This is a genomic window from Stieleria tagensis (assembly GCF_024129865.1).
Classification (GTDB): domain Bacteria; phylum Planctomycetota; class Planctomycetia; order Pirellulales; family Pirellulaceae; genus Stieleria; species Stieleria tagensis.
Map to the genome: position 1 here is coordinate 36,524 of NZ_JAMYFE010000014.1, position 22,597 is coordinate 59,120.

At 55.9% G+C, this 22,597-nt stretch carries 17 protein-coding genes; 13 read left to right on the top strand and 4 right to left on the bottom strand.

Annotated elements, in window-relative coordinates; genetic code table 11:
• The first annotated feature begins 75 nt into the window (after window positions 1-75).
• Genes NHH03_RS01605 through tssH form a run of 5 tightly spaced genes read left to right on the top strand, consistent with a single transcriptional unit; the run spans window position 76 to window position 7,127 of the window.
• Window positions 76-951 (top strand): type VI secretion system accessory protein TagJ, encoded by an 876-nt coding sequence (locus tag NHH03_RS01605; RefSeq protein WP_253153972.1) that lies wholly within the window; start codon window positions 76-78, stop codon window positions 949-951.
• Complete coding sequence (gene tssE / locus NHH03_RS01610) at window positions 951-1,448, top strand: type VI secretion system baseplate subunit TssE (RefSeq protein ID WP_253153973.1); 498 nt, start codon at window positions 951-953, stop codon at window positions 1,446-1,448. Before NHH03_RS01605 ends, tssE begins: the two co-directional genes overlap by 1 nt.
• An 11-nt stretch (window positions 1,449-1,459) precedes the next feature.
• Window positions 1,460-3,340 carry a type VI secretion system baseplate subunit TssF gene (tssF, locus tag NHH03_RS01615; RefSeq protein WP_253153975.1) on the top strand — a complete coding sequence of 627 codons (1,881 nt, stop codon included), beginning with the start codon at window positions 1,460-1,462 and terminating at the stop codon, window positions 3,338-3,340.
• Window positions 3,304-4,320, top strand: coding sequence for a type VI secretion system baseplate subunit TssG (tssG, locus tag NHH03_RS01620; protein ID WP_253153976.1), 1,017 nt, complete (start codon window positions 3,304-3,306; stop codon window positions 4,318-4,320). The genes tssF and tssG overlap by 37 nt, the downstream gene beginning before the upstream one ends.
• A gap of 38 nt (window positions 4,321-4,358) precedes the next feature.
• Window positions 4,359-7,127 carry a type VI secretion system ATPase TssH gene (gene tssH, locus NHH03_RS01625; RefSeq protein ID WP_253153977.1) on the top strand — a complete coding sequence of 923 codons (2,769 nt, stop codon included), beginning with the start codon at window positions 4,359-4,361 and terminating at the stop codon, window positions 7,125-7,127.
• A gap of 9 nt (window positions 7,128-7,136) precedes the next feature.
• Here tssH and NHH03_RS01630 read toward each other — a convergent pair whose 3' ends face one another.
• From NHH03_RS01630 to NHH03_RS01640, 3 genes are all read right to left on the bottom strand, one after another.
• On the bottom strand, window positions 7,137-7,508 hold the full coding sequence (locus NHH03_RS01630; protein ID WP_253153978.1) for a hypothetical protein: 372 nt from the start codon (window positions 7,506-7,508) through the stop codon (window positions 7,137-7,139).
• 132 nt (window positions 7,509-7,640) lie between these two features.
• Window positions 7,641-9,179, bottom strand: coding sequence for a type VI secretion system contractile sheath domain-containing protein (locus tag NHH03_RS01635; RefSeq protein ID WP_253153979.1), 1,539 nt, complete (start codon window positions 9,177-9,179; stop codon window positions 7,641-7,643).
• A 23-nt stretch (window positions 9,180-9,202) separates the two neighbouring features.
• A complete protein-coding gene (locus tag NHH03_RS01640; RefSeq protein ID WP_253153980.1) occupies window positions 9,203-9,394 on the bottom strand; it encodes a hypothetical protein in 192 nt (63 codons plus the stop codon).
• Between the two features lie 154 nt (window positions 9,395-9,548).
• On the opposite strand from NHH03_RS01640, the gene NHH03_RS01645 reads away from it, so the two are divergent.
• From NHH03_RS01645 to NHH03_RS01680, 8 genes are all read left to right on the top strand, one after another.
• Complete coding sequence (locus NHH03_RS01645; RefSeq protein ID WP_253153981.1) at window positions 9,549-10,595, top strand: hypothetical protein; 1,047 nt, start codon at window positions 9,549-9,551, stop codon at window positions 10,593-10,595.
• Between the two features lie 38 nt (window positions 10,596-10,633).
• Window positions 10,634-10,915, top strand: a complete 282-nt coding sequence (locus NHH03_RS01650) for a peptidylprolyl isomerase (RefSeq protein WP_253153982.1) — start codon at window positions 10,634-10,636, stop codon at window positions 10,913-10,915.
• A 376-nt stretch (window positions 10,916-11,291) separates the two neighbouring features.
• Window positions 11,292-11,675, top strand: coding sequence for a PAAR domain-containing protein (locus NHH03_RS01655; protein ID WP_253153983.1), 384 nt, complete (start codon window positions 11,292-11,294; stop codon window positions 11,673-11,675).
• 7 nt (window positions 11,676-11,682) lie between these two features.
• Window positions 11,683-12,774 carry a methyltransferase domain-containing protein gene (locus NHH03_RS28085; protein WP_253153984.1) on the top strand — a complete coding sequence of 364 codons (1,092 nt, stop codon included), beginning with the start codon at window positions 11,683-11,685 and terminating at the stop codon, window positions 12,772-12,774.
• The gene (locus NHH03_RS01665) at window positions 12,767-13,789 is read left to right on the top strand and encodes a class I SAM-dependent DNA methyltransferase (RefSeq protein ID WP_253153985.1); all 1,023 of its coding nucleotides are present in this window, start codon (window positions 12,767-12,769) and stop codon (window positions 13,787-13,789) included. Before NHH03_RS28085 ends, NHH03_RS01665 begins: the two co-directional genes overlap by 8 nt.
• Before the next feature lie 45 nt (window positions 13,790-13,834).
• Entirely contained in the window at window positions 13,835-16,891 is a 3,057-nt protein-coding gene (locus tag NHH03_RS01670) for a PVC-type heme-binding CxxCH protein (protein ID WP_253153986.1), read from the top strand.
• Window positions 16,892-16,985: 94 nt separating this feature from the next.
• On the top strand, window positions 16,986-18,572 hold the full coding sequence (locus tag NHH03_RS01675) for a DUF1559 family PulG-like putative transporter (RefSeq protein WP_253153987.1): 1,587 nt from the start codon (window positions 16,986-16,988) through the stop codon (window positions 18,570-18,572).
• A gap of 305 nt (window positions 18,573-18,877) precedes the next feature.
• Window positions 18,878-20,773, top strand: coding sequence for a sulfatase-like hydrolase/transferase (locus tag NHH03_RS01680; RefSeq protein WP_261364023.1), 1,896 nt, complete (start codon window positions 18,878-18,880; stop codon window positions 20,771-20,773).
• A gap of 61 nt (window positions 20,774-20,834) precedes the next feature.
• Here NHH03_RS01680 and NHH03_RS01685 read toward each other — a convergent pair whose 3' ends face one another.
• Window positions 20,835-22,418 (bottom strand): methyltransferase regulatory domain-containing protein, encoded by a 1,584-nt coding sequence (locus NHH03_RS01685; RefSeq protein WP_253153989.1) that lies wholly within the window; start codon window positions 22,416-22,418, stop codon window positions 20,835-20,837.
• Window positions 22,419-22,597: the final 179 nt, after the last annotated feature.

Below are 22,597 nucleotides of genomic sequence, written 5' to 3' on the forward strand. Positions count from 1 at the left end.
GAGTGCGCCGTCGCGGCGGCTTGCGTTGGCTCCTTGGCTAGACGCTCCTTTTGCTAGACTCTGGAGACTTACGAGATGCAGGCCGAAGAATACCTTCGCGACGGAAAGCTTGACGAAGCGTTCGCGGAACTTAAGCGTCAGGTGCAGTCCAATCCGTCCGACGGAAAGTATCGCGTCTTTCTGTTTCAAATGCTGACCGTGGTCGGGAAATGGGACAGCGCCCTGACTCAGTTGGAAATTGCCGGCGACCTTGATCCCGGCAATTTGGCAATGGTGCAAGCCTATCGCGAAGCCATCCGCTGTGAATCCAAGCGCTCGCGCGTGTTCGCCGGTGAATCATCGCCATTGATCTTTGGCCAACCCGATCGCTGGCTGGCATTGATGATCGAAGCGTTGAAAATGGATGCGTCCGGTCAACATGACCAGGCCCAGCAATTGCGTGACGAAGCGTTCGAGTCGGCGCCGACCACCGCCGGACAGATTGAGTTTTCTGGCGAAAAACAAGACGACTTCCAGTGGATCGCTGACGCCGACCCGCGGATGGGGCCTGTCCTGGAAGCATTGCTAAACGGCCAATATTACTGGATTCCGTTTCATCGCATCGCCCAAATTGATTTTGAGGCACCGGCCGATCTACGTGACTTTGTTTGGACCCCGGTGCATTTCACTTGGGCCAATGGCGGTGAATCGGTGGGCATGATCCCCACACGTTATCCAGGATCTGATTCGGTTGCGGACCCGATGCTGCAGTTGTCACGGAAAACCGATTGGAAAGCCGCGCCGGGGCAAGACGATGATTCCGCGTCGATCGGGATCGGCCAACGCATGCTGGCGACCGATCACGACGAGTATGCACTGCTGGACATTCGAAAGATCACGTTGGATGTCGTGGCAGACGATGATGCATCGCAAGACGGATCGGCAGAACCAGGGGACGAACCAGCAAACTGATGGCTGACCTGAGTTCCCAAGAACGTTTGTTTCCGTCGTTGCTGGATCGGTTGACCGATGACCATGCGGACAAAAAAATCGAACCGCGTGATCAGCGACTGTTTTCGGTTCACAAGTTGCGCGCCGCGGTGCTGCGTGATTTGGTGTGGCTGTTAAACACCTGTCACCTGGAATCCACCGAGGATTTGGATTCGTATCCGTTGGTCAGTCGTTCGGTCCTGAACTACGGAATCCCAGATCTGACTGGAAAAACGGTTTCAGGGTTGGAACTGGTCGATGTGCGTCGAGAGATCAAACAAGCGATCTTGAACTTTGAACCACGCATTCTGGCCAACACGTTGGAGGTCCGAGGGATCAAGGACAACGATGCTGCGACACAGAATTCGTTAATGTTCGAAATCGAGGGCGAGCTTTGGGCGCGGCCCTATCCGGAGCGATTGTATCTGCGCACCGAGCTCGATTTGGAAACGGGCACCTTCAACATCAATGAAGTCTGAGGCACATCGGCATGGATCCGCGATTGCTGAACTATTACAACCAGGAACTGCAGTTTGTCCGTGAATCGGGCGCCGAGTTTGCTGCGGATTATCCCAAGATCGCCAGCCGTCTGGGCATTGATGTTTTTGAATGTGCCGATCCCTACGTGGAACGCCTGTTCGAAGGGTTTGCGTTGTTGGCCGCGCGTATCCAACTGAAATTGGATGCGGAGTTCCCTCGATTCACCCAGCACTTGTTGGAAATGGTGTGCCCACACTATTTGGCGCCCCAGCCGTCGATGGCGGTTGTCGAATTCCAGCCGGATCTGACCGAGGGGTCGTTGGTGGACGGGTTCACGCTGCCACGTGACACCGTGATGCACAGTTTGCTGGGCAAGGGTGAGCAAACACGGTGTACCTACCGCACCGCGCACGAGGTCACGTTGTGGCCGCTGCAGTTGAATGAAGCAAATTATTTTCCCCGCGACGTGGCCGCGTTAAACCTGCCGGATCATCCCGCGGTCAAAGCCGCCATGGTATTGCGATTGGAGTCGACGGCGGGATTGAAGTTCAACCAGTTGGGAATGGACAATCTGCCGTTGTATATCCGGGGTGCGACGGATGTGCCGATGCGGATCTACGAACAACTGATTTCCAATGTGGTTGGAATTGCAGTCCGCAGCAACGATGAAAATGGCACCGGCAACTGGGACGTCCTGATGGGCAAATCGGCCGTCCGCCCGCTGGGGTTTGACGATCAACACGCCTTGCTGCCGTATGGACCACGGTCGTTCCAAGGCTATCGATTGTTGCAAGAGTATTTTGCGTTTCCCCAGCGATACATGTTTGTTGAACTGGCAAACCTGAAACGATTTCTAAAGCGTTGTAAGAGCCAGTCGGTGGAGATTGCGGTTTTGCTTGGCCGTGGCGATCCACAATTGGCGAATCGGGTCGACGAATCCCATTTTTCGTTGTTTAGTAGTCCGGCGATTAACCTGTTCGAAAAACGATCCGATCGAATCCATTTGAGCAATCAGTTTTCGGATCATCAGGTCATTCCCGATCGCACACGCCCGCTGGATTTCGAGGTCTATCAGGTCCGCCAGATGCGCGGCTACGGTGCCAGCAACGATCACGAACAAGAATTTCGTCCGTTCTATTCGGTGGATGATTTGTCATCGGATAACCGCGAGCGAGCCTTCTTTTCGGTGATTCGTCGGCCTCGGATTTTGTCGGCCAAACACAAGAAATTTGGGCCTCGTTCGAGCTATATCGGAAGTGAGACGTTTGTGTCGCTGGTCGATGCAAATGAAGCACCCTACTCGCATGATTTGAAACAACTGGCGATTGACACGCTGTGTACCAATCGCGACCTGCCTTTGCAGATGCCCGTCGGAATCGGGAGCACGGATTTTACTTTGGAAAAAAGCGCGCCGGTGCAGTCGATGCGGTGTTTGGCCGGACCGACCAAACCGGAACCGTCAAAGAGCTATCGCAACGGTCAAACGACTTGGCGATTGATCAGTCATTTGTCGCTGAACTATCTTTCGCTGACCAATAGCGAAGGTGGTAGCGCTGCAGCGATGCGTGAGTTGTTGTCGCTGTATTCTGATACCAACAATGTTTCGGCCAACAAGCAGATCGATGCGGTCCGATCGATCGAGTCCAAGCCGGTGACGCGCCCTATTTCGTCGTCGGGGCCACTTAGTTTCGGCCGTGGATTGGAGGTCACCGTGACGCTGGATGAAAGCGCATTTGAAGGCACCGGTGCATTTCTACTGGCCGCAGTGCTGAATGAATTCATGGCCAAATACGTTTCCATCAATTCCTTTACTGAAACGGTCTTTCGAACCACCGAGCGTGGTGAGGTAACCCGATGGCCCGCAAAGATGGGACGGCGGCACGTCCTTTAGACGCGACGCTGGAAGAACTCTCGAATGCCCCGCATGAGTTTGATTTTTATCAAGCGATGCGGTTGCTTGAATGCACCTTTCCCGATGCCCAGCGGTTTGGGAAATCGATGCGTTTACCCGACGAACCGATCCGGCTCGGTCAAGAGCCGTCGCTGGGGTTTGCGCCTGCATCACTCTTCGGATTTGGGCCCGCCAAGAATGCTCGCTATCACAAACTACTGGTGCGTTTCTTTGGACTGTGCGGACCCAACGGCGCCCTGCCGCTGCACCTGACTGAATACGCTCGCGATCGAATTCGGCATTATGACGACACCACGATTGCGGCATTTCTAGACGTCTTTCATCACCGTATGCTGTCGTTGTTTTATCGTGCCTGGGCGGATGCCCAGCCGACGACGCACTTTGACCGTCCGGAAACGGACCGGTTTTCGATGTATGTCGGATCCCTGCTGGGAATCGGTATGCCGACGCTCCGTGATCGCGACAAGTTCCCGGATTTGGCCAAGCTGTATTACGCCGGACGATTCGGTTGCCAAGCCAAGAATCCCGAAGGCTTGCGGGCAATGCTTTCGGATTTTTTCAAAGTGCCCTGCCAGATCGAAGAATTTGTCGGTCAGTGGACGAAATTGCCGGCGGAGTCAGAATTCCGTTTGGGCGACAGTCCCGACAGTTCTTCCCTTGGCGTTGCCTGTACGTTGGGATCTCACGTCTGGGATTGTCAACAAAAGTTTCGCGTCACGATCGGTCCGATCGGATGGGATGACTTTGCTCGGTTGTTACCCGGCGGCGACAGTTTGCAACGGCTGACCGCCCTGGTACGGAACTACATCGGCGAAGAATTGCTATGGGATTTGAACTTGGTTCTCAAGCAAGAAGAAACACCGTCTTGGGTCTTGGGTGACGCCAAGCTGGGACAAACCGTTTGGATGGACAATGCCGGTGTCACCGAAGATTCCAGAGACCTGACACTGCATTCCTAATCGCTCATACACATTAACACAACCACAGGAGATTCACCTTGTCTGATATCAGCCGCACCGCACTGTTCGGAAAATTAAACAGTGTCGGATACAAGTCGATCGAAAGCGCCACCGTGTTTTGCAAAATGCGTGGCAACCCTTACGTGGAACTGGTCCACTGGTTCAATCAAATCTTGCAATTGGAAAACTCCGATCTGCATCAGATTGTCAAACAGTTCAATTTGAACCCGTCGCGGTTGGTCAAAGACATGACCGAAGCACTCGACAAATTGCCACGCGGTTCGTCTTCGATCTCAGACCTGTCATCGCAAATCGAAGAAGCGGTCGAACGCGGTTGGGTTTATGGCACATTAATGTTTGGTGAATCCCAAGTCCGCACCGGCCACTTGGTCGTCGGCATGTTAAAAACACGGAACCTGACACATGCGCTGTACGGCATTTCGGCTGAGTTCGAGAAGGTCAAACTGGATACATTGACCGATCGGTTCAATGAAATCGTCAGTGCTTCGCCTGAGGAATCGATGCGGTCGAGCGATGGTTTCCAAGTCGGCGGTGGTGCCGTGCCGGGTGAAGCGAGCGGGGCGATGCCGCCGGCGGCGATGGGGAAACAGGAAGCGTTGAAACAGTTCACCGTCGACCTGACTGAGAATGCACGCCAAGGGAAAATTGATCCGATCGTCGGTCGCGATGAAGAGATTCGTCAGATCATCGACATCCTGATGCGCCGCCGTCAAAACAACCCTATCCTGACTGGTGAAGCCGGGGTCGGTAAAACCGCTGTGGTCGAAGGGTTCGCGCTGAAAATCGCATCGGGCGACGTTCCACCGCCATTGAAGGATGTCTCGCTGCGATCACTGGACGTCGGATTGTTGCAAGCCGGTGCCAGCATGAAAGGTGAGTTTGAAAATCGCTTGAAACAGGTGATCGAAGAGGTCCAGGCGTCTGAGAAACCGATCATCATGTTCATCGATGAAGCCCACACGTTGGTGGGTGCTGGTGGCGCTGCCGGAACTGGCGACGCAGCCAACTTGCTAAAACCCGCCCTCGCCCGGGGTACCCTGCGAACCGTCGCGGCGACCACCTGGGCGGAGTACAAAAAGCACATTGAAAAAGACCCCGCACTGACACGGCGGTTTCAAGTGGTTCAAGTCGAAGAGCCCAGCGAAGAACGTGCGATTCTGATGATGCGGGGAATGGCATCCACACTTGAAAAACACCACAAGGTCAAAGTGTTGGACGAAGCGTTGGAGGCTGCCGTCAAGTTGTCACATCGTTATATCCCCGCGCGGCAATTGCCCGACAAGTCGGTCAGCTTGCTGGACACCGCCGCCGCACGCGTTGCCATCAGTCAACATGCGGTTCCCGCCGAGGTCGACGATTGTCGCAAACGGATCGACGCGTTGAACACGGAACTGGGCATCATCGCCGACGAGACGATCGTGGGTGTGGAAACCGCACAGCGCGAGAAACGTGCCACTGAAGCTCTCGAGATGGAAAAGTCTCGTTTGGAAGGGCTCGAAGAACGGTGGAACAGCGAAAAAGAACTGGTCGACAAGATTTTAGACGTCCGTAGCCAATTGCGTGGTGTCACGGGAACCGTGGAAGGCACTCACAGTGAACTCGAGAAGGCCGCCGACGCCGATGCCGAATCGGTGAAAGTGGAAACCGGCCCCGCGGACGCCAACGCCGGTGGTCAACAGCCAGTGACCGATGCGCAGCGAAACGAGTTGCTGGAAAAATTGAAAACGCTTCAATCGCAGTTGTTAGAACTGCAAGGCGACAGCCCCCTGATCCTGCCTACGGTCGATGAACAAGCGGTGGGTTCCGTGGTCGAAGATTGGACCGGAATCCCCGTCGGGCGAATGGTCAAAGATGAATTGGCGACCGTATTGAGACTGGCTGATATTCTGAATGATCGCATCATTGGTCAACGCCATGCGTTGGACATGATCGCCCGCCGCATCCAGACCTCGCGGGCAAGTTTGGACAACCCCAATAAACCGATCGGCGTGTTCATGCTGGCCGGCCCCTCAGGTGTCGGAAAGACCGAAACCGCATTGGCGCTTGCCGAAGCACTGTATGGTGGCGAGCAGAACGTGATCACCATCAACATGAGCGAGTTTCAAGAGGCTCACACCGTTAGCACGCTCAAAGGAGCGCCTCCCGGATACGTCGGCTATGGCGAAGGCGGTGTGTTGACCGAAGCGGTTCGGCGGCGTCCCTACAGCGTGGTGTTGTTGGATGAAGTCGAAAAAGCGCACCATGATGTGCACGAAATTTTCTTCCAAGTGTTCGACAAGGGATGGATGGAAGACGGCGAAGGTCGGGTGATCGATTTCAAAAACACGTTGATTCTATTGACCACCAACGCCGGCACCGAACTGACCACTAACATGTGCAAGGATCCGGAATTGATGCCCGATCCGGAAGGCTTGGCGAAAGCCTTGCGGGCACCCCTGTTGAAGGTGTTTCCACCGGCGCTGCTGGGGCGGATTGTCACGATTCCCTATTACCCGCTAAGCGACGAAATGGTCGGCGCGATCGCCCGCTTGCAGCTCGGCAGAATCGAAAAACGGGTGCAAGCCAATCACGAGATTCCATTCACCTATGACGATGCCGTGATCGATCTGATCGCCAGTCGTTGCACGGAATTGGAAAGTGGCGGTCGGATGATTGACGCCATTTTGACCAACACCGTGTTGCCACGGATCAGCGGTGAATTCCTGACGCGGATGATGGAAGGAAAACCGGTCAAACGCGTGCATGTCCAAGTCGCCGACGGCGAGTTTGATTACTCGTTCGAGTGATCGATCCCGTTAGAACTTTCGTGTGTGGTCGTTTTTGGATCCAAGGTATTCACAAGGAATGCCGTATTCGCGAAAGTCTGCAACGATCTTGTCACAGATGGTTTTGACACCAGGGATCGGCGAGTAGGAGCCACCGCGACTGTTGACGTAAATTGCGTTTCCGGATGCATTTCGTTTGATGTAAACGTGCGTTTTCGTCCCGCCCGTTGTGATCAACGTCACATGCGGCCAGCTCCAGGCTTTATTGGAAGAAGTGTATTCCGGGAAATTCATTGTCACATGCACGTCCGAATACCCGGACGGTGCGCTGGGGTAGATTTCCCATAAACCGTAACCCGTGGATTTATACTTTTTGTTGTCCGTCCAACCGTAGTTCGACATGATTTAACTCTTTGATGGTTACAAGGCATTGTCGTCTAACAGGTCACGCCATCAAAGTGTAATGATCTCAGGTCAGCGTCGCTTGCAATGTGTCATCTATTTGTCTTGTTGACTGGACGCCGTGTGGAACAATCATGCCCAGGGGCCGGACAATCCGGTTAGTGGATCGGCGATGGACTGAAAACGCAGCAATCGGATCGCGTTGCGGTTTTTAAAACTCATCAAAGGCATGATGCCTTGGTCAAGCAATGATTCAGCGACTCGTTCTGAGAGGTAAACTTCGCTGCAGGCTTTGAGTTGTTTCTCGCCTTCGTCGTCGAAAATCACGGTCGGGAAATCATCGAGTTCAAGGTTGTCGCTGAGATTCATCTCCCATTCGTTTTCCAAGAATGAGGTGGCGATCAACGTGCCGCAGAACAATGCCGGGGCGCCCCACAGCAGCGTCTCGTGATCGGCCTGGGGATCGTTGATTTCTTCAAAGGAAAAACTGTCGATCGGATCGGTTGCGGCACCATAGGGCATTCGCAACAAGAATCGGGGGCCGGCCAGTCCGATCCAACTGGCGACGGGGCTCGAACGCAACGATTGCCAATTTTGGTCCTCGACGTCCGCGGATGGGGCCGATGCGGCAGTTTCGGATTCGTCGGTCCACGTGGGGCGATTCAACCAGCTGGAACCGGCACCGGCCAACAGCGGTCCGCCGGATTGAGCCGCGATCGCTCCCAACCGGCTGAGCAACAGGAGGTCTTCGGTTTGCTTGCCGAACGATTCCAGAGAGACAATCACCGACCACGGCTGTTGTTCTCTCCGGGTGACCAGGCGATCGTACAAAGCAGAATCACTGAGTTGTTCGCTGGGCGACTCGCCGGCCTGTTGCAGGTCGGCCGTCGTTGCGTCGCACAGGTAAACTTGCAATTGTCCGTCAGTGGTGGCTTGCGAGACTAGGTAGTACAGGCCCCGCCAAGCGGATTCCAGCGATTGAAACGTGGGGTGATGCAGCAGGTCACGGAGCTGTCCGGCCACGGCTGAATCGACGCTCTCGAGATACTCCGCCTGCCGCGGATCCGATTTGGGTAGCACATAGGGCGCGACGATCTGATCGATCATTCTTTGCAGGTCGAACGTTGACCCGCCCGCGGGGCGCTCGGTGTTGACGCTGGTGGATTGGCCGAGCACCCGCTCGAGCGTCGCTGCGTCACTCTCGTCGGTCGTTGTCGCGGGCGGCTGGTCGGCCGATTCGTTTTCGCCGCTGGCCGGTGACGGCTGGGACGCACCTCGCAGTTTCGCGGCGGCCTGGTCAAATGTCGCTGGATCCAACAAACGTTTGCGCAGATCCGCCAGTTCGGCAAACACCGGTAGTTCACGATACAGATGGTCGGGGTGAAAGTGATCGAGCTCGGAAATCGAGATCTGTGCCTGCGCGTCGGCTTGATCAGCGAGTCCGCCCTCTCCCAGTGGGATCTGGATCTGTGGATTGATTTTTGCCAGCACCTGTTCAAAGTTGTCGATGTCGATGCGTAGCAGTGGCCGCTCGGCAAAGGGTTCGGCGGTTTGGCCACTGCGGCCACTAAAATTGCCGATCACCAAGATCCGCAAGGGTAGTTGTCGATCACGGGGGGCGCCGGCCGGTGCCCGACCAAACTGGAATGCAGATTCAAACGAATGGGACAACAGTTTGCTCCGAGAGAGAGTCGTTAGTTTTTGGACTGATTTTTGGCATCACGGTAGCCGGATTGGTAGCCCTGCCGAAAGGCTTGGCTGAGCAGGCTGACATAGTGTAGGGCGCTGCGTTGATCGCTGCAGACCATGACCGTGCGTCCTCCGCGGTCGGTCACCGCATGTCGACCGGAATCATCCACAACGTGGTAAGGGGTTTCATCGTTCATCGTGATTCTCCGGCAAAGATTGCGGGGGCAGGTTGTCGATGACATCTACCAGATGAAGTTTGCTAACATGACCTGGCGACATCATTTCGCTCTTTCCTACTCGATCGAACAGACCACAATGATATGCGTTTGCGTCCCTCAAATTGCTAAAACAATGGGGTCGATCGAGGCCAGCGAAGTCACGCTCAGTCTACCGCCGATGCCGGCTGGCGCCGCCGGTCTTGCCATGATGGCCAACTCGGCAGCGGCGCTCAATGCCGTCGCTTCGCTGGCGGCAAGTGGGGCTCTCGATGCGATGCTGAGCGCCAGTTTGCCGGTGCCGTCGATGGAGGGCCTGTTGGCGTTGGAATCGATGGCCCAAGTTTCTGGGGCGTTGGGGATTGATCTGACCGCTCCCAGTGCAGCGATGGAATTGTCGCTAGCAGCCGGATCGCTGAACGTCGCTGCGCCGGCGCTGAGCCAAATGGGTGCGGCGCTGGGGCCGGCAATGGAACCACTAAGCGGTTTGTCGGTTCCCCTGTCGATCAATGCCGCGATCGAAGCGGCACTGGGAATCAACATGGCGGCACCAGGTGCGCCGGCGGCTCTGGCCGCGGCATTGGAGGCAGCGATGGAGGCGGCGGGGGAATTGGCCGCCTCGATTCCGATCGAGGCGGCGGTGGAGTTGGGGATGGCCGCGCGTGCGATCAACGCCGCGATCGCATTGGGAATGCAACCCGGCGAAATTCCAGCCTTTGCGGCTGCCCTGCAAGCCACCGCTAGTTTGGAGGTTCCGCCCTTGACCATGCCGCCGGCTGAGATGGCTGAAATCAGTGGGTCGTTGACCGATCTGGGGTTGCTCAATCAAGCCATTGCGGGCGGAATGGAGCCGACGGCGCCGGCTATCGAAGCGACGATCGGAGCGATGTCGGCGAATATGGAGGCAGCTGTTGACGCGACTGCTGAGATGTCGGCGGAGATGAGTGCGGTAGCCGATGTGAGCGCGCAGTTGGGGGCGGCACTCAGCGCAGCGATGCCTGCGATGGCGGCCATGCCGGGGGCTCCAGCCATGGGATTGCCAGCGCTGGATCCAGGTGCATTGCCTAGCATGGGTGATCTACCTGCGGCGGCCAGTTTGTGCCAATCTTTCGAATCCGCTACGGGATCACCGCTCTTATCCGGAACTCCCTGCCCAAACATTTTTTGTGTTGCCGGACGTTAGTCGACGCCCCTTCGTTCCTCTTCAAGGAATCCGCTACCGTGCTGCGAATTCGAGCCCGCCACATTCAACTTGCTGATTTGGAAACAGCGCAGCAGGTGATGCAATTTTGGCAAGACGGCCAACCGTTTGAGCAACTGGCCACGACCTATTCACAGTGTCCGACAGCCATCCAAGGAGGCGATTTGGGTGAATTTGGGCCTGGGCACATGCCGCCCGAATTGGACGCGGTGTTTCTTGGTGGAGACGTTGGGTCGGTGTATGGTCCGGTCGCATCGGCTCGCGGGTTTCACCTGATTGAAATTCTGGGGCGAACCGAATGATGTTCCGACAGATGATGGTGTCACAGGTCGATTGTGATAGCGGCGAACACTGTCGCGAGCTAAACTGGGGGCACAGTGATTTTTTGTGGTTGCTGCCTGAGTTTTTGGTAACCCGACGCGTCAGTTTTGAAGCCAGCGTTTTCGCAATTCACTCTCTCGCTCCGCGGGAGAGTGAAGAGATCGAAGCGGCAATTTGCTGAGTCATCTGTGCTGAAAAGGCTGTTTAACGCACCCTCCAAATAAATCCCTCGCTCACGCGTCGGGTTGCGAAGAGAACGTCACTTCGAAACTCACGCCTTTGCGCATCGTGCCGGTATCGATCGGTATTCAATGCAAATCGACACTCCTGACCAGACCTTTTAAAACGAGAGATGCAATGCCTCCAGCGGCACGAGTGGGCGACTTAGTCAAACAAGATGCGCCGCATTGTCATGCACCGATCCATCCGGCGGCACCGTCGCCAACTCCGGTGCCGCACCCGGCGCTTCCTTTGACGATTGTCAAAGGTGAAAACTCCGTGTTGATCGGCAACAAGCCGGCGGCGCGATCCACCGACACTACGAAGCCCTGTACCTTGCCAAGCTGTTCACCAGGTGGACCGGGCATGATCGCTAAAGGATCGACAACGGTGTTGATCGGCAACATGCCGGCTGCTCGAATCAATGACATGACCGCACACTCCAGTTGTGTGGCACCGATTCCCAGCCCGGTCGGTAAGGTATTGCCGCCGGGTTGCCCGACTGTGATCATCGGAGGCTGATTGCCGCGTGCGACAATCACATTTCGAATCACTGCGACCGGTGTGCCCGGTTTGCCGTCAGGGCAATGAATCGTATCACCGTTTGCAGATCGCCGAGATCGTCAAACAGTCCGGCGACCATTTGATCGAGGGACTGTTGCACTGTAGCAACGCAAACTGTCAGCGCGAGTATCCGATCATCGATGGGATTCCGTTGATCATTGCCGACATCCGCGCCTACCTTTTTGACAATGCGTTTCAGGTGTTCCAACGCAGGGACCTGAGCCCGCTGATTGAAAGTGTGTTGGGTGACTGTTGTGGGCAGGGTTCCATTTGTGATGCCGTTCGACAGCACCTGAGTTGCTATGCATGGGGACACTACGCCGATTTAGATCCTGCCGAACCCGATGCATCGGGTTCCAAACATCCAGCCGATCAATCGATGTTGGGCATGCTTCAGCAGGGTTTGCATTTAGCCGAATCCCATTGGCCCTCGGAAGGGCCGATCGTCGATATCGGCTGTTCGGTGGGCCGCAGCAGTTTCGAGTTGGCCCAGCAGTTCAATCGACCGGTGCTGGGAATCGATTTGAATTTTCCAATGCTGCGGCTTGCCGGCGAGGTGTTGCGTGAAGGCGAGGTGCGTTATCCGCGCCGCCGAGTGGGTTTGGTATACGATCAACGCGAGTTCTCGGTGTCGTTTGAGCATCACGAACAAGTCGATTATTGGGCTTGTGATGCGACCGCACTGCCGTTTGTTTCAGGCACGTTCAGTGCAGCGACCAGTATGAACGTGTTGGACTGCAACCGATCACCGCTGGAATTTTTGTCGTCGCTGGCAGATGTGTTGCAGCCCGGCGGTTCAGCATTGATCGCGTCTCCCTACGATTGGTCGACGTCCGCGACTGCGGTCGAAGGTTGGTTGGGGGGACATTCGCAGCGCGGTCCCGATGGTGGTGCAAGCGAAGCGATGGTGCGGCGATTGTTGACCGGTGATCATTCGCAATCCATTCCGGGATTACGGTTGGTCGCAGAAACCGACGTGCCGTGGCGGGTGCGGATGCACGATCGCAGCGAAGTCGGCTACACCAGCCATGTCTTGGTAGTTTGCAAAGATGGTTAGTCCACCAAATCGCGATTGGCAAACGATCCAACGAAGCTTGGCGGGGCAATCGAACCAGCGTTGTTCGGCGATCGAAACGGTTCGACAGTTGAAACGCCAGGGGCATCCCATCGCCGCACGAACGGCGGCATCCGAGCTGGTCGCCGGCGGCATGCTTTCTTCACGCGATCTAGTCGTCTTTTCGGATCAATGCCGTTCGTTGGCTGATCACGCGGATTGGCAATTCTATCGTCGCTTGGCCTATCAAATCGAAATGTCGCAGCTGGGTTTGACCGGCCAGGACCTGGACGATTCGGTCGACTATTGTTTGGCAGGCGCAGGGGTCAGCGAGTGTTCGAGTTCGCCACCCCAGGCATACATCCGCGCGGTGTTTGATCGTTACTCCACCCGATTTGACGAGCGTTTGGTTGGCGAACTGGATTACCGCGGGCCGAGCGAAGTCCAGCGTGTCTTGCGCACACAGGTTGGGAACCAAATCGAAGGCGCGCGGCTGTTGGATATCGGCTGCGGAACTGGACTGGCCGGGCCCTTGTTTCGATCGACTGCCTCGCTGATCCATGGAATCGATCTGTCGCCACAGATGATTCAGGTCGCCCAGCAGCGAGGGGTTTATGATGCGTTGTGGGTGGGCGAAATTGTGGCGACCTTGTCGTGTCATCGCGAACCATACGAGATCGTGTTGGCAATTGATGTGTTGGTCTACTTTGGTGATCTGGTGCCATTTTTTGCTGCCGTACGCAACGTGATGGCACCCGGCGCGGTCTTGGCGGTTTCGGTCGAAAAAGGCACGACCGGGTATCAGCTGGCCGGTTCGCGGCGCTACGTCCATGGGTTGGACTACGTCCGCAGTGCAGCCGCGGCGTCGGGAATGCGATTCTGTCACACCGAATCAGTCTCGCTGCGAAAGGAGGCAGGGAAAGAGCTGGAATTCGAGGTCATTCTGTTGACGGTGGCTGAATCTGTTGATGCAATCACACAGGAGCGGGCAAGCGTGCCGGGAAACGGTGTAAACTGAACGGCCACGCCATTCGCCCTGCCCGCCGATCAATCCCACCTGCCTATGTCTGCTCTGCTTCGACGATTTGTGTTCTTGGCTGTCGTCTTGATTTTGTTGCCGGATGCATTTTCCCAGGACGCCGTGCCAGAGACGCCGGCTGGGAATGAAAAAGTCGCCGAGATCTTTCGGACGTTTTCGGCGCTCGGCGCGCAAAAGGATGATTCTGAACCGACGCCGCCTGATCAGACAATCGCACGGTTTCAAACGCGCGAGGACATCGCGGTTGATCTGGTTGCGCACGAGCCCACGGTGTCTCAACCACTGTTCTTCAGTTGGGATTCCCGCGGGCGGATGTGGGTCGTCCAATACCGCCAGTACCAGTATCCAGCGGGACTGAAAGTCATTCGCTTTGACCAATACTTGCGCGCCGTCTATGACAAGGTTCCCGAACCGCCGCCCCACGGGGTTTCCGGTGCTGACAAGATCACTGTGTTGGAGGACACCGACGGTGACGGCGTTTACGACCACAGCAAAGATGTGATCGGCGGCCTGAACATTGCCACCTCGGTGGAAGTCGGTCCGGATGGGATCTGGGTGTTGAATCCGCCTTATTTGTTGCACTACCCCGACGCCGATCACGATGATGTGCCGGATTCCGATCCCGTCGTTCACCTGTCGGGGTTTGGAATGCAGGACACTCATTCGGTGGCCAACAGTTTGACCTGGGGCCCCGATGGATGGTTGTACGGCGCCAACGGCAGTACCACCGCTGGGACGGTCAGCTCACGCGTGACCAAGGGCGTTCGATTCGAAGGCCAATGCATTTGGCGCTACAATCCCCGCAGCCAGGTCTTTGAAATCTATGCCGAAGGTGGCGGGAATACATTCAGTTTGGAAATCGATTCCAAAGGCCGAGTGTTTTCCGGCACCAACGGCGGCAATAAACGAGGTTACTTTTATCCCCAAGGCAGCTACCACGACAAGAACTGGGGCAAGCATGGTCCGCTGACCAATCCGTACGCGTTCGGTTACTTCACCGGGATGCCGCTGCAAGGTGATTCGCGTCGGTTTGCCCAGTCGTTCACGATCTACGAAGGCGGACTGTTTCCCGATGCCTTCGATGGCACGATTGTCGCTCCCAATTCACTGCACAATTTGGTTTGGAACAGCCAGCTGATCGCTGATGGCTCCAACTACCGCACTGTCGACTTGCCGAATCTGATCGACACCGATGACCGTTGGTTTCGACCGGTCTGTGCGGATGTGGGGCCCGACGGAGCGGTCTACTTGGCCGATTGGTACGACACACGGCTCAGTCATGTGAACCCGATTGATGATTGGCACAAAGACAGCGGTCGTCTGTATCGGATTCGTCCTCGTGGCAGTCACCCGGTGTACCGTGGCGGTGATCTAAGCCAACAATCCAGTCCGCAACTGATCGACCACTTCAGCGATCCCAACAAGTGGATTCGCCAGCGTGCCGCGCTGGAACTCGGCTGGCGTGGCGACACTTCGGTGGTGCCAGATTTGGTTGCCAAGGTCGATCAAGACGCGTCATTGGAATCATTGTGGTCCGTTCACATGATGGATCAGTTGACGACCGAGCGAGCTGAGAAATGGATCACTCACGCCGATCCACACATCCGCCGCTGGACGATCCGGTTGTTGGGCGATCGCCATCAGGGAAGTCGCCGGATGGTCACACTGGCAACCGATGAATCCGATCTGCAGGTCCGCAGCCAACTAGCCAGCACCGCCAAACGCATTGACGCCGCAACCGGTTTGGCAATCATTGCTGAACTCTGCCGGTCCGAATCGGATTTGACGGATCCGCATTTGCCGCTGCTGTATTGGTGGGCTGTGGAATCGCACGCAGATGATTGGGATGCCACCAAGCAATGGCTGGCCGATCCCGCTGTTTGGAATCAACCGATGACGAGATCCCATTTGCTGGGTCGGTTGATGCAGCGCTATGCGTCGTCGGGGCAAGAATCGGATTTGGAACATTGTCAACAATTGATCCAACTCGCTCCGGACGATTCGAGCCGCGAAATTTTGTTGGTCGGTTTGATCCAAGCGTTTCATGGTCGATCGATTCCTGCGCTGCCCAGCGAATTGGAACAAGCGCTGCAGCGATACCAAGATTCGCGGGGCAATGCCGGCGTCGTGCTGGCGCTGCGCAGCGGACGGTTGGGAGCCAGTGAAGCGGCGATCAAACTGCTGCGTGATTCGGCGACCGATTTGGGGCTGCGAATCGAGATTGCAGAGACTCTCGGAGAAGTCCAGGTGGCAGCCGCTGTTGATCCGTTGTTGCGTTTGGCCAGCGGGCGAGAAAGCTGCCCACCGGTGCTTCAGCGAGTGGCGATCACGACGCTCGCAAATTTTCCGGACGATCGGATTGCCGGGCAATTGATTGGGGCTTTCTACAGCAAGATATCACGGGAACATGGGTTGCGCTCGGCGGCCTGTCGCACGTTGGCCAGCCGCGCTCCTTGGGCCGATCGTCTGTTGGACGAAGTGATTCAGTGGCGGATGAAGCCGACCGAGGTTCCCGACGATGTGATCCAACGATTGCGTACGTATCAGGCAGCGGAACTCGCTGCGCGTGTCCGCCAAGCCTTTGGGGATCCCGCCACAGTCTCGACGGCTGAGAAAATCGAACAGATTCGACAGTTGTCTGAACTGGTCGCATCAGCCGACGGAGACGCAGAGCGAGGCAAAGCCCATTTCGTCAGCAAATGTGCAACCTGTCACAAATTATTCGGCGAAGGGAAATCGATCGGTCCACCCTTGGACGGATATGAACGCGGGAATCCAACATTTTGGTTGAATGCGATTGTGGACCCCAGCATGGAGATCCGTGAAGGGTTTCAATCTTATCAAGCGTTGACCAACGACGGCCGTGTGGTGACCGGGATGATGGCAGCCCAAGACCCGCAGACGGTCACTCTGCGGACCGCCGACGATCGCCAGGTCGTGTTGGTGCGAGACCAATTGGAAGTATTCCAAAGCGTCAAAACATCGCTGATGCCGGATCAATTGCTAAAGGATTTAACCGAGTCGCAGATCCAAGACCTGTTTGCCTATCTGATGTTGGGCATCAAGCGTCCGTCAATCTGAATTTTGGACACGGATTATTGCAGCGATGTTACGATGGAAGCCCCCCTACCACCCGTCACAGGAGACATCAATGTATCCTCGCAGTTTTCTCGTCATGGCAGCCGTTTTCCTGGTGGCCCTGTCGACTGGCGTTGCTCAAGATTCAGAAAAACTTTCCAGCAAGAGTGTTCCTGACGACGCCATTCTGGCCGCATTCCTATCGCCCAGCGAACTGATGGCGTCGTCGGAGTGGGAATTGATGCCGACCGAAGTGTTCCGAGCGGCCGGACAGCAGTTCGTCGGCATTGACCCAATGAATCTGGAACAGGTGACAGCGGTTGTTGGTATGCCTGGACCCACCGGCCCGCGATTCGGCGTCCGCATGCAATTTTCACAGGATGTGAAAATTAGCGATCTAAACCCTCAACTACTGCAGCAGCTGGAACCTGGCGATGAAGGCGGTTTGGCGGTTTATGCCAGTCGTCGACCACCGCAGTTCGTCTTGCATCAAGCGGATGCTCGAACCCTGATGGTCGCCGGCGGCGGCTACCTGAAAGCGGTGTTAGAGGCGGATGGGACGGGGCAGGGCCAACTGCCGGCACTCGCGTCCAAAATCACCAGTCGCTCAGGCGTCACGGTCGTTGCGGTATTGGACCAGATTCGCCCGTTGGTGAACGGATTGTTGCAACAGTCCGCTTCGAAACTACCGCCGCCCTTGCAAAGCGTCACTCAGGTGGGTGATCTGACCGATGCGGTACTGGTCCAGATGAATTACGCGCCGTTCTCGGCATCGGCCACCGTTTCGGTGCTCGGACGCGATGATGCCGCAGGTGAAAAACTAGAGCAGATCCTGAACGATGCGATCGATTTTGGACGAGCGACTGCGACCGCTGAATTCAAGAAATCGGCCCCCGGTGGCGGCCCGGTCCAAGATGCTTGGCATAGCTACATCGACCGTGTCAGCGCCAGCCTAAGTGACCACATTCGACCGGTGAGAAAGGGAAAGATGGTGCGGCTGGATTTCTCCGGCGCGACCGGTACCTATGCCACGACGGGCGTGTTGGTCGGATTGCTGTTGCCGGCTGTACAAGCGGCGCGCCAAGCCGCGCGGAGAGTGTCTGCCAGTAACTCGCTGAAACAAATTGGATTGGCGATGCACAACCACTACTCCGCCTTTCAAACATTGCCAGATCGGGCGATCCGTGATGCCGACGGCAAACCGTTGCTCAGCTGGCGTGTCAAACTGTTGCCCTTTCTGGAGCAACAAACGCTTTACGAGCAATTTCATCTCGACGAACCCTGGGACAGCCCGCACAACATCAAACTGGTCGACCAGATGCCGGCGGTCTATCAGCACCCTGCCGTCGTTCTGCCACCAGGGAAAACTTTGTTTCAAGTGCCCGTCGGCGAAGGATTGATGTTTGGCCCCACCGGCGGGCGGACGTTTGCTGACGTCACGGACGGTTTGTCAAACAGTGTCATGGTCATCGAAAGCCGGCCCGACGCCGCAGTCGAATGGACCAAGCCCGATGACTTGGAAATTGATTTGGACGATCCGTTGGCTCAGATCATCCCCAATCAAAGAGGCCAATTTATTGTCCTGATGGGCGACGGAGCCGTGCGTCAAATTTCCCAATCGATCGCCGTGGACGTTTTTCAAAGTCTGTTGACGATTCAAGGCAGGGATCCGGTCAACTTTTAGCAATCAACGTTGATGTGGTTTGGAAGGTTTGTTTTTCATCACAACCCGACGCGTCGGGTTACCAGCCCGGAGGGCGGCACATGGTCTCACGCAACGTTGCAGTCATTGTGTCGCCCGCTGGGCTTAAGAAAACCCTGGCTTCAAAACTCACGCGTCGGGTTACCAAAGCCGACTGTCACAAGAAAAATCCCCACTTCAAATGCACGCAATCGCTGCACTCACCTGTGCGTGGTGCTTGTCTACGCTGGCCTGTCGATACCGTTGCTTTTTTCTCGATTCTCTCGAACGTCCCTTAGATCTGATCCATGTTTTCACTGTATTCGCGTTGCCTGGCTATCAGTTTTTGTTGCGCCGCTGTTGTCTGCTCGGCGGCCGATTCAAGGCCGAATATTTTGTGGTTGTCTTGTGAAGACATCAGCCCGCATTTGGGCTGTTACGGAGACCCGCACGCTATCACTCCGCGAATCGATCAACTCGCTCGCGAGGGCGTGTTGTATCGCAATGCGTTTACCACTGCCGGTGTCTGCGCGCCCTGTCGTAGTGGCATCATTACCGGACTGTATCAGACGACATTGGGCACCCAGCACATGCGGTGCACGGCAACACTGCCGGAATCCATCCGCCCATTTCCAGTTTTCCTACGGCAGGCTGGCTACTTTTGCACCAACAATTCCAAACAAGACTACCAATTCAAGACCCCGAAAGAGACTTGGGATCAATCGTCGGGGAAAGCCCATTGGCGTGATCGGCCCGACCCATCGAAGCCTTTCTTTTCGGTGTTCAACTTCACCGGATGTCATGAGTCCGGAATCGCATCCGAAGAAAAATACAAGTCGGTCACGTCAGGACTCCGTGACGATCAACGTCAAGATCCCCTGGCGTTGGAGTTGCCGCCCTACTATCCAGACACGCCAATCGTGCGCGAGGACTGGAAACGAAATTACGAATTGATCACCGCGATGGATCAGTGGGCCGGCGAATTGATCGATCAACTGAAGGAGGACGGGCTGTACGAAAACACGATCATCATGTATTGGTCGGATCATGGCGTCGGATTGCCGCGTGCCAAACGCTGGCTCTATGACTCAGGAACTCACATCCCGTTGGTCGTCCGAATCCCCACGTCTTGGCGTGTCGGCGATCAAGGTCAGCCAGGAACGCAAGACGACCGATTGGTCAGTTCGATCGATTTTGGGCCGACGGTTTTAAACTTGGCGGGCGTCGTGATTCCCGACTATGTGCAGGGCCAGCCTTTCTTGGGTGATGACCTGCCCGCGCCGCGAGATTATGTCTACGGGGCACGCGACCGGATGGACGAACGATACGACATCATTCGCATGGTTCGTGACAAACGATTCAAATACATCCGTAACTATGAACCGCTGAAAAGCTGTTACCAGTACATCAACACGGCGGAGAAAGGTGCGACGATGCGGGAGCTGCGTCGGTTGCATGATGCCGGCCAGTTGGCGCCCGCGGCGGAGTTCTACTACGCGGCCAACAAACCGGTTGAAGAATTGTATGACTGCCAAACCGATCCACATGAGATCCATAACTTGGCCGCTGATCCAGACTTCAATCAGGTGCTCGTGCGGATGCGCGGGGCACAAAAACAGTGGGTCCGTGACACCGGCGACCTGGGTTTGATTCCCGAACCGATCATCGCTCGTCGGGCGCAGCGACTGGGCAGCGAGTACATGATTCTGCGACAGGAGGATGCCGACCAGTACAACGCACAACTGGCTGATATCGCCGCACTTGCCTCGTCGGGGCCCGCGGCTTTGGATGACTTGCTGGCGTCAGTTGATGATCCGGACAGCGCGATTCGATATTGGGCAGCGACCGGTGTCGGCAACATCGGGATGGAAGCTGATCCGAAAGCACTCCAGCCGATGAAGGGTTTGCTGAGTGATTCGTCGTCGGCGGTCCGCACGGCCGCGGCGCGGGCGCTCTGCCGGATCGGAGATCCAGAACCAGCGCTTCCGGTATTGATCCACGAAATGCAAACCGGCCAACAATGGGAACGGTTGCAGGCGACCATCGTGTTGGACGAAATCGATGCCCAAGCTCGGCCGGTCGCCGATCAAATGAAGCAGGGACTGGAGTACCAACCGGGATTCAATTCCGATGGCAAGTACCGCGTTCGTGTGATGAATCGGGCCCTAAATGAACTCAACGGGACAGAGCATTCAGTGCCTTGAATCGGGGGCGGAAATAACACGCTGAAGCGTGAACTCCAACGGTGACTGGGCTTGTCGGCGGTTATTGGACGGGTTCGTTCGAGAGCAGTGCGACGCGCAACAGGTGGTTGAGTGATGTTTGCACCGCGCTGCGAAACTCGTCTGCTGTTGGCATGGAATCGGTCGAGGTGTCTGCGTTTTTCTTGATCCCGGATTCACGCAATTGATCTGCGATCTGTTCGATTGTCGTTTGCCCATCGCAGTGGCGCACGACTGCCAGCGTGAATTCGTCCAGGCGAACATTGTCATGTCGCTGGCTGGTCAGGTGACTTCCGTTGGCAGCTTGATAGCGGGTCAGCTCACTGGCCCATGGCCTGTCGCTGATCGTTGACACGCATGCAGCGGGACAGGTCGATAGAAAGACCAAATTAGACGAAAACAATTCCAACAGTGTTTCACACAATTGTAGATGGCACTGTGATCGGTCGGTGCGCTGATCGGCTGGCGTATTGTCCCAGGTGACCTGCATCAATTCGTCGACGGTGGTGTCTGCCGGCCACCGATCAGCCAAGAATTGCAGCATTGCTTGTTGGTGCGGACTCTGCACGCCAATGGATCGGCCCGTGGGATGTTCAAACACACAACCCTGATCTGCATCTGCATTGTCCGCATCGTTGTCCGTTGGTTGGCGCAGTGAGATCGGCGACGCAACCCACAGGTTGCTCAACCGTTGAGCGTCGATCGCACGAGAAAGTGAAACGTTCGTATGACAAAGTAGGGTTTGCCGGAATTTCCGATTCCTCAGAAAGTCCAGGTACTGTTCCATTTGCACGATGTTCGGTGCAATCTTTGACAATGTCTGTCGGATAGCTTCGGAATACTCATGCGGAAACATACTGCTGAAATGGGCTTCGCATAGAAACCGCAGCTGATTGGATTCGGCGCGGGAAACAAATTGGTGGAAGAACAAGGGTTCGTTGAAATCTTCCAGGTGTTCGTGAAAGAGGTAGCTGTCTTCACAGGCCTGCAGAATGTTCAATTCTTCGTGCAACAGTTTTTCATAGGCGTCGGCGTCGGATTGGACCGCCCGCGACAAAAAACTCAACAGAGCTCGCGACTGCTCGATTTTCTCGGTCGTGCCTTCGAATCCTTCGGCGTGATAATGCATCATTTCACGCACACCGCGACGCAGGTACCATCCGGGATAGGTGTTGTAACTGATGTAGGCCACACCATCGGGCGACAGTTGATCGCGACACACCGACAGAATCTTTTGCTGAACGTCCGGCGGCACCCATGAATAGACGCCATGGCAAATGATGTAGTCGAACGGGCCGCAATCAGGATCGAATTCCAAGATGTCTTGGTTCCGCAGCGTAATGTTTTCCAGGCCCAGATCAGCAATCACTTTCTGGCCGTCATCGATCTGGCGTGCCGATGCATCAATCCCCAAACACCTTACATCAGGGAAGTTTTCCGCGACGGGAATCAGATTTCCACCGGCGGCACAACCGATTTCTAAGACGCGACAGTCCCTCACGTCCGGCGGGTTCATTCCAAACAAGAATGCCAACGCCGACAGGTTGCGCGGATGACTCTTGGAATACGGATAACTAGAATAGGGAACTTGGTCGTAGCTGGACGACGGTAGGGATTCATCTGACATGAAGGAATCGATCTGCGGCGTGCGTTGGAGTAATGCAGTCGTTACGTCCGGCATGATGTGACAATTGATCCAACGTCGTAAACAGATCATTCCTCAAATGCAAACCTGTCGGAGCATGGTGCGTGGATGGCACTTTGAATCGTCGAAGAAGAGTATAGCGCTGCCGTGCGTCGTCGCAA

Excerpts from the sequence above, each read along its gene's own strand:
- NHH03_RS01605 (WP_253153972.1), top strand. The coding sequence starts at position 76 with ATGCAGGCCGAAGAATACCTTCGCGACGGAAAGCTTGACGAAGCGTTC.
- tssE (WP_253153973.1), top strand. The coding sequence starts at position 951 with ATGGCTGACCTGAGTTCCCAAGAACGTTTGTTTCCGTCGTTGCTGGAT.
- tssF (WP_253153975.1), top strand. The coding sequence starts at position 1,460 with ATGGATCCGCGATTGCTGAACTATTACAACCAGGAACTGCAGTTTGTC.
- tssG (WP_253153976.1), top strand. The coding sequence starts at position 3,304 with ATGGCCCGCAAAGATGGGACGGCGGCACGTCCTTTAGACGCGACGCTG.
- NHH03_RS01630 (WP_253153978.1), bottom strand. The coding sequence starts at position 7,508 with ATGTCGAACTACGGTTGGACGGACAACAAAAAGTATAAATCCACGGGT.
- NHH03_RS01640 (WP_253153980.1), bottom strand. The coding sequence starts at position 9,394 with ATGAACGATGAAACCCCTTACCACGTTGTGGATGATTCCGGTCGACAT.
- NHH03_RS01645 (WP_253153981.1), top strand. The coding sequence starts at position 9,549 with ATGGGGTCGATCGAGGCCAGCGAAGTCACGCTCAGTCTACCGCCGATG.
- NHH03_RS01655 (WP_253153983.1), top strand. The coding sequence starts at position 11,292 with ATGCCTCCAGCGGCACGAGTGGGCGACTTAGTCAAACAAGATGCGCCG.
- NHH03_RS01665 (WP_253153985.1), top strand. The coding sequence starts at position 12,767 with ATGGTTAGTCCACCAAATCGCGATTGGCAAACGATCCAACGAAGCTTG.
- NHH03_RS01670 (WP_253153986.1), top strand. The coding sequence starts at position 13,835 with ATGTCTGCTCTGCTTCGACGATTTGTGTTCTTGGCTGTCGTCTTGATT.
- NHH03_RS01675 (WP_253153987.1), top strand. The coding sequence starts at position 16,986 with ATGGCAGCCGTTTTCCTGGTGGCCCTGTCGACTGGCGTTGCTCAAGAT.
- NHH03_RS01680 (WP_261364023.1), top strand. The coding sequence starts at position 18,878 with ATGTTTTCACTGTATTCGCGTTGCCTGGCTATCAGTTTTTGTTGCGCC.
- NHH03_RS01685 (WP_253153989.1), bottom strand. The coding sequence starts at position 22,418 with ATGTCAGATGAATCCCTACCGTCGTCCAGCTACGACCAAGTTCCCTAT.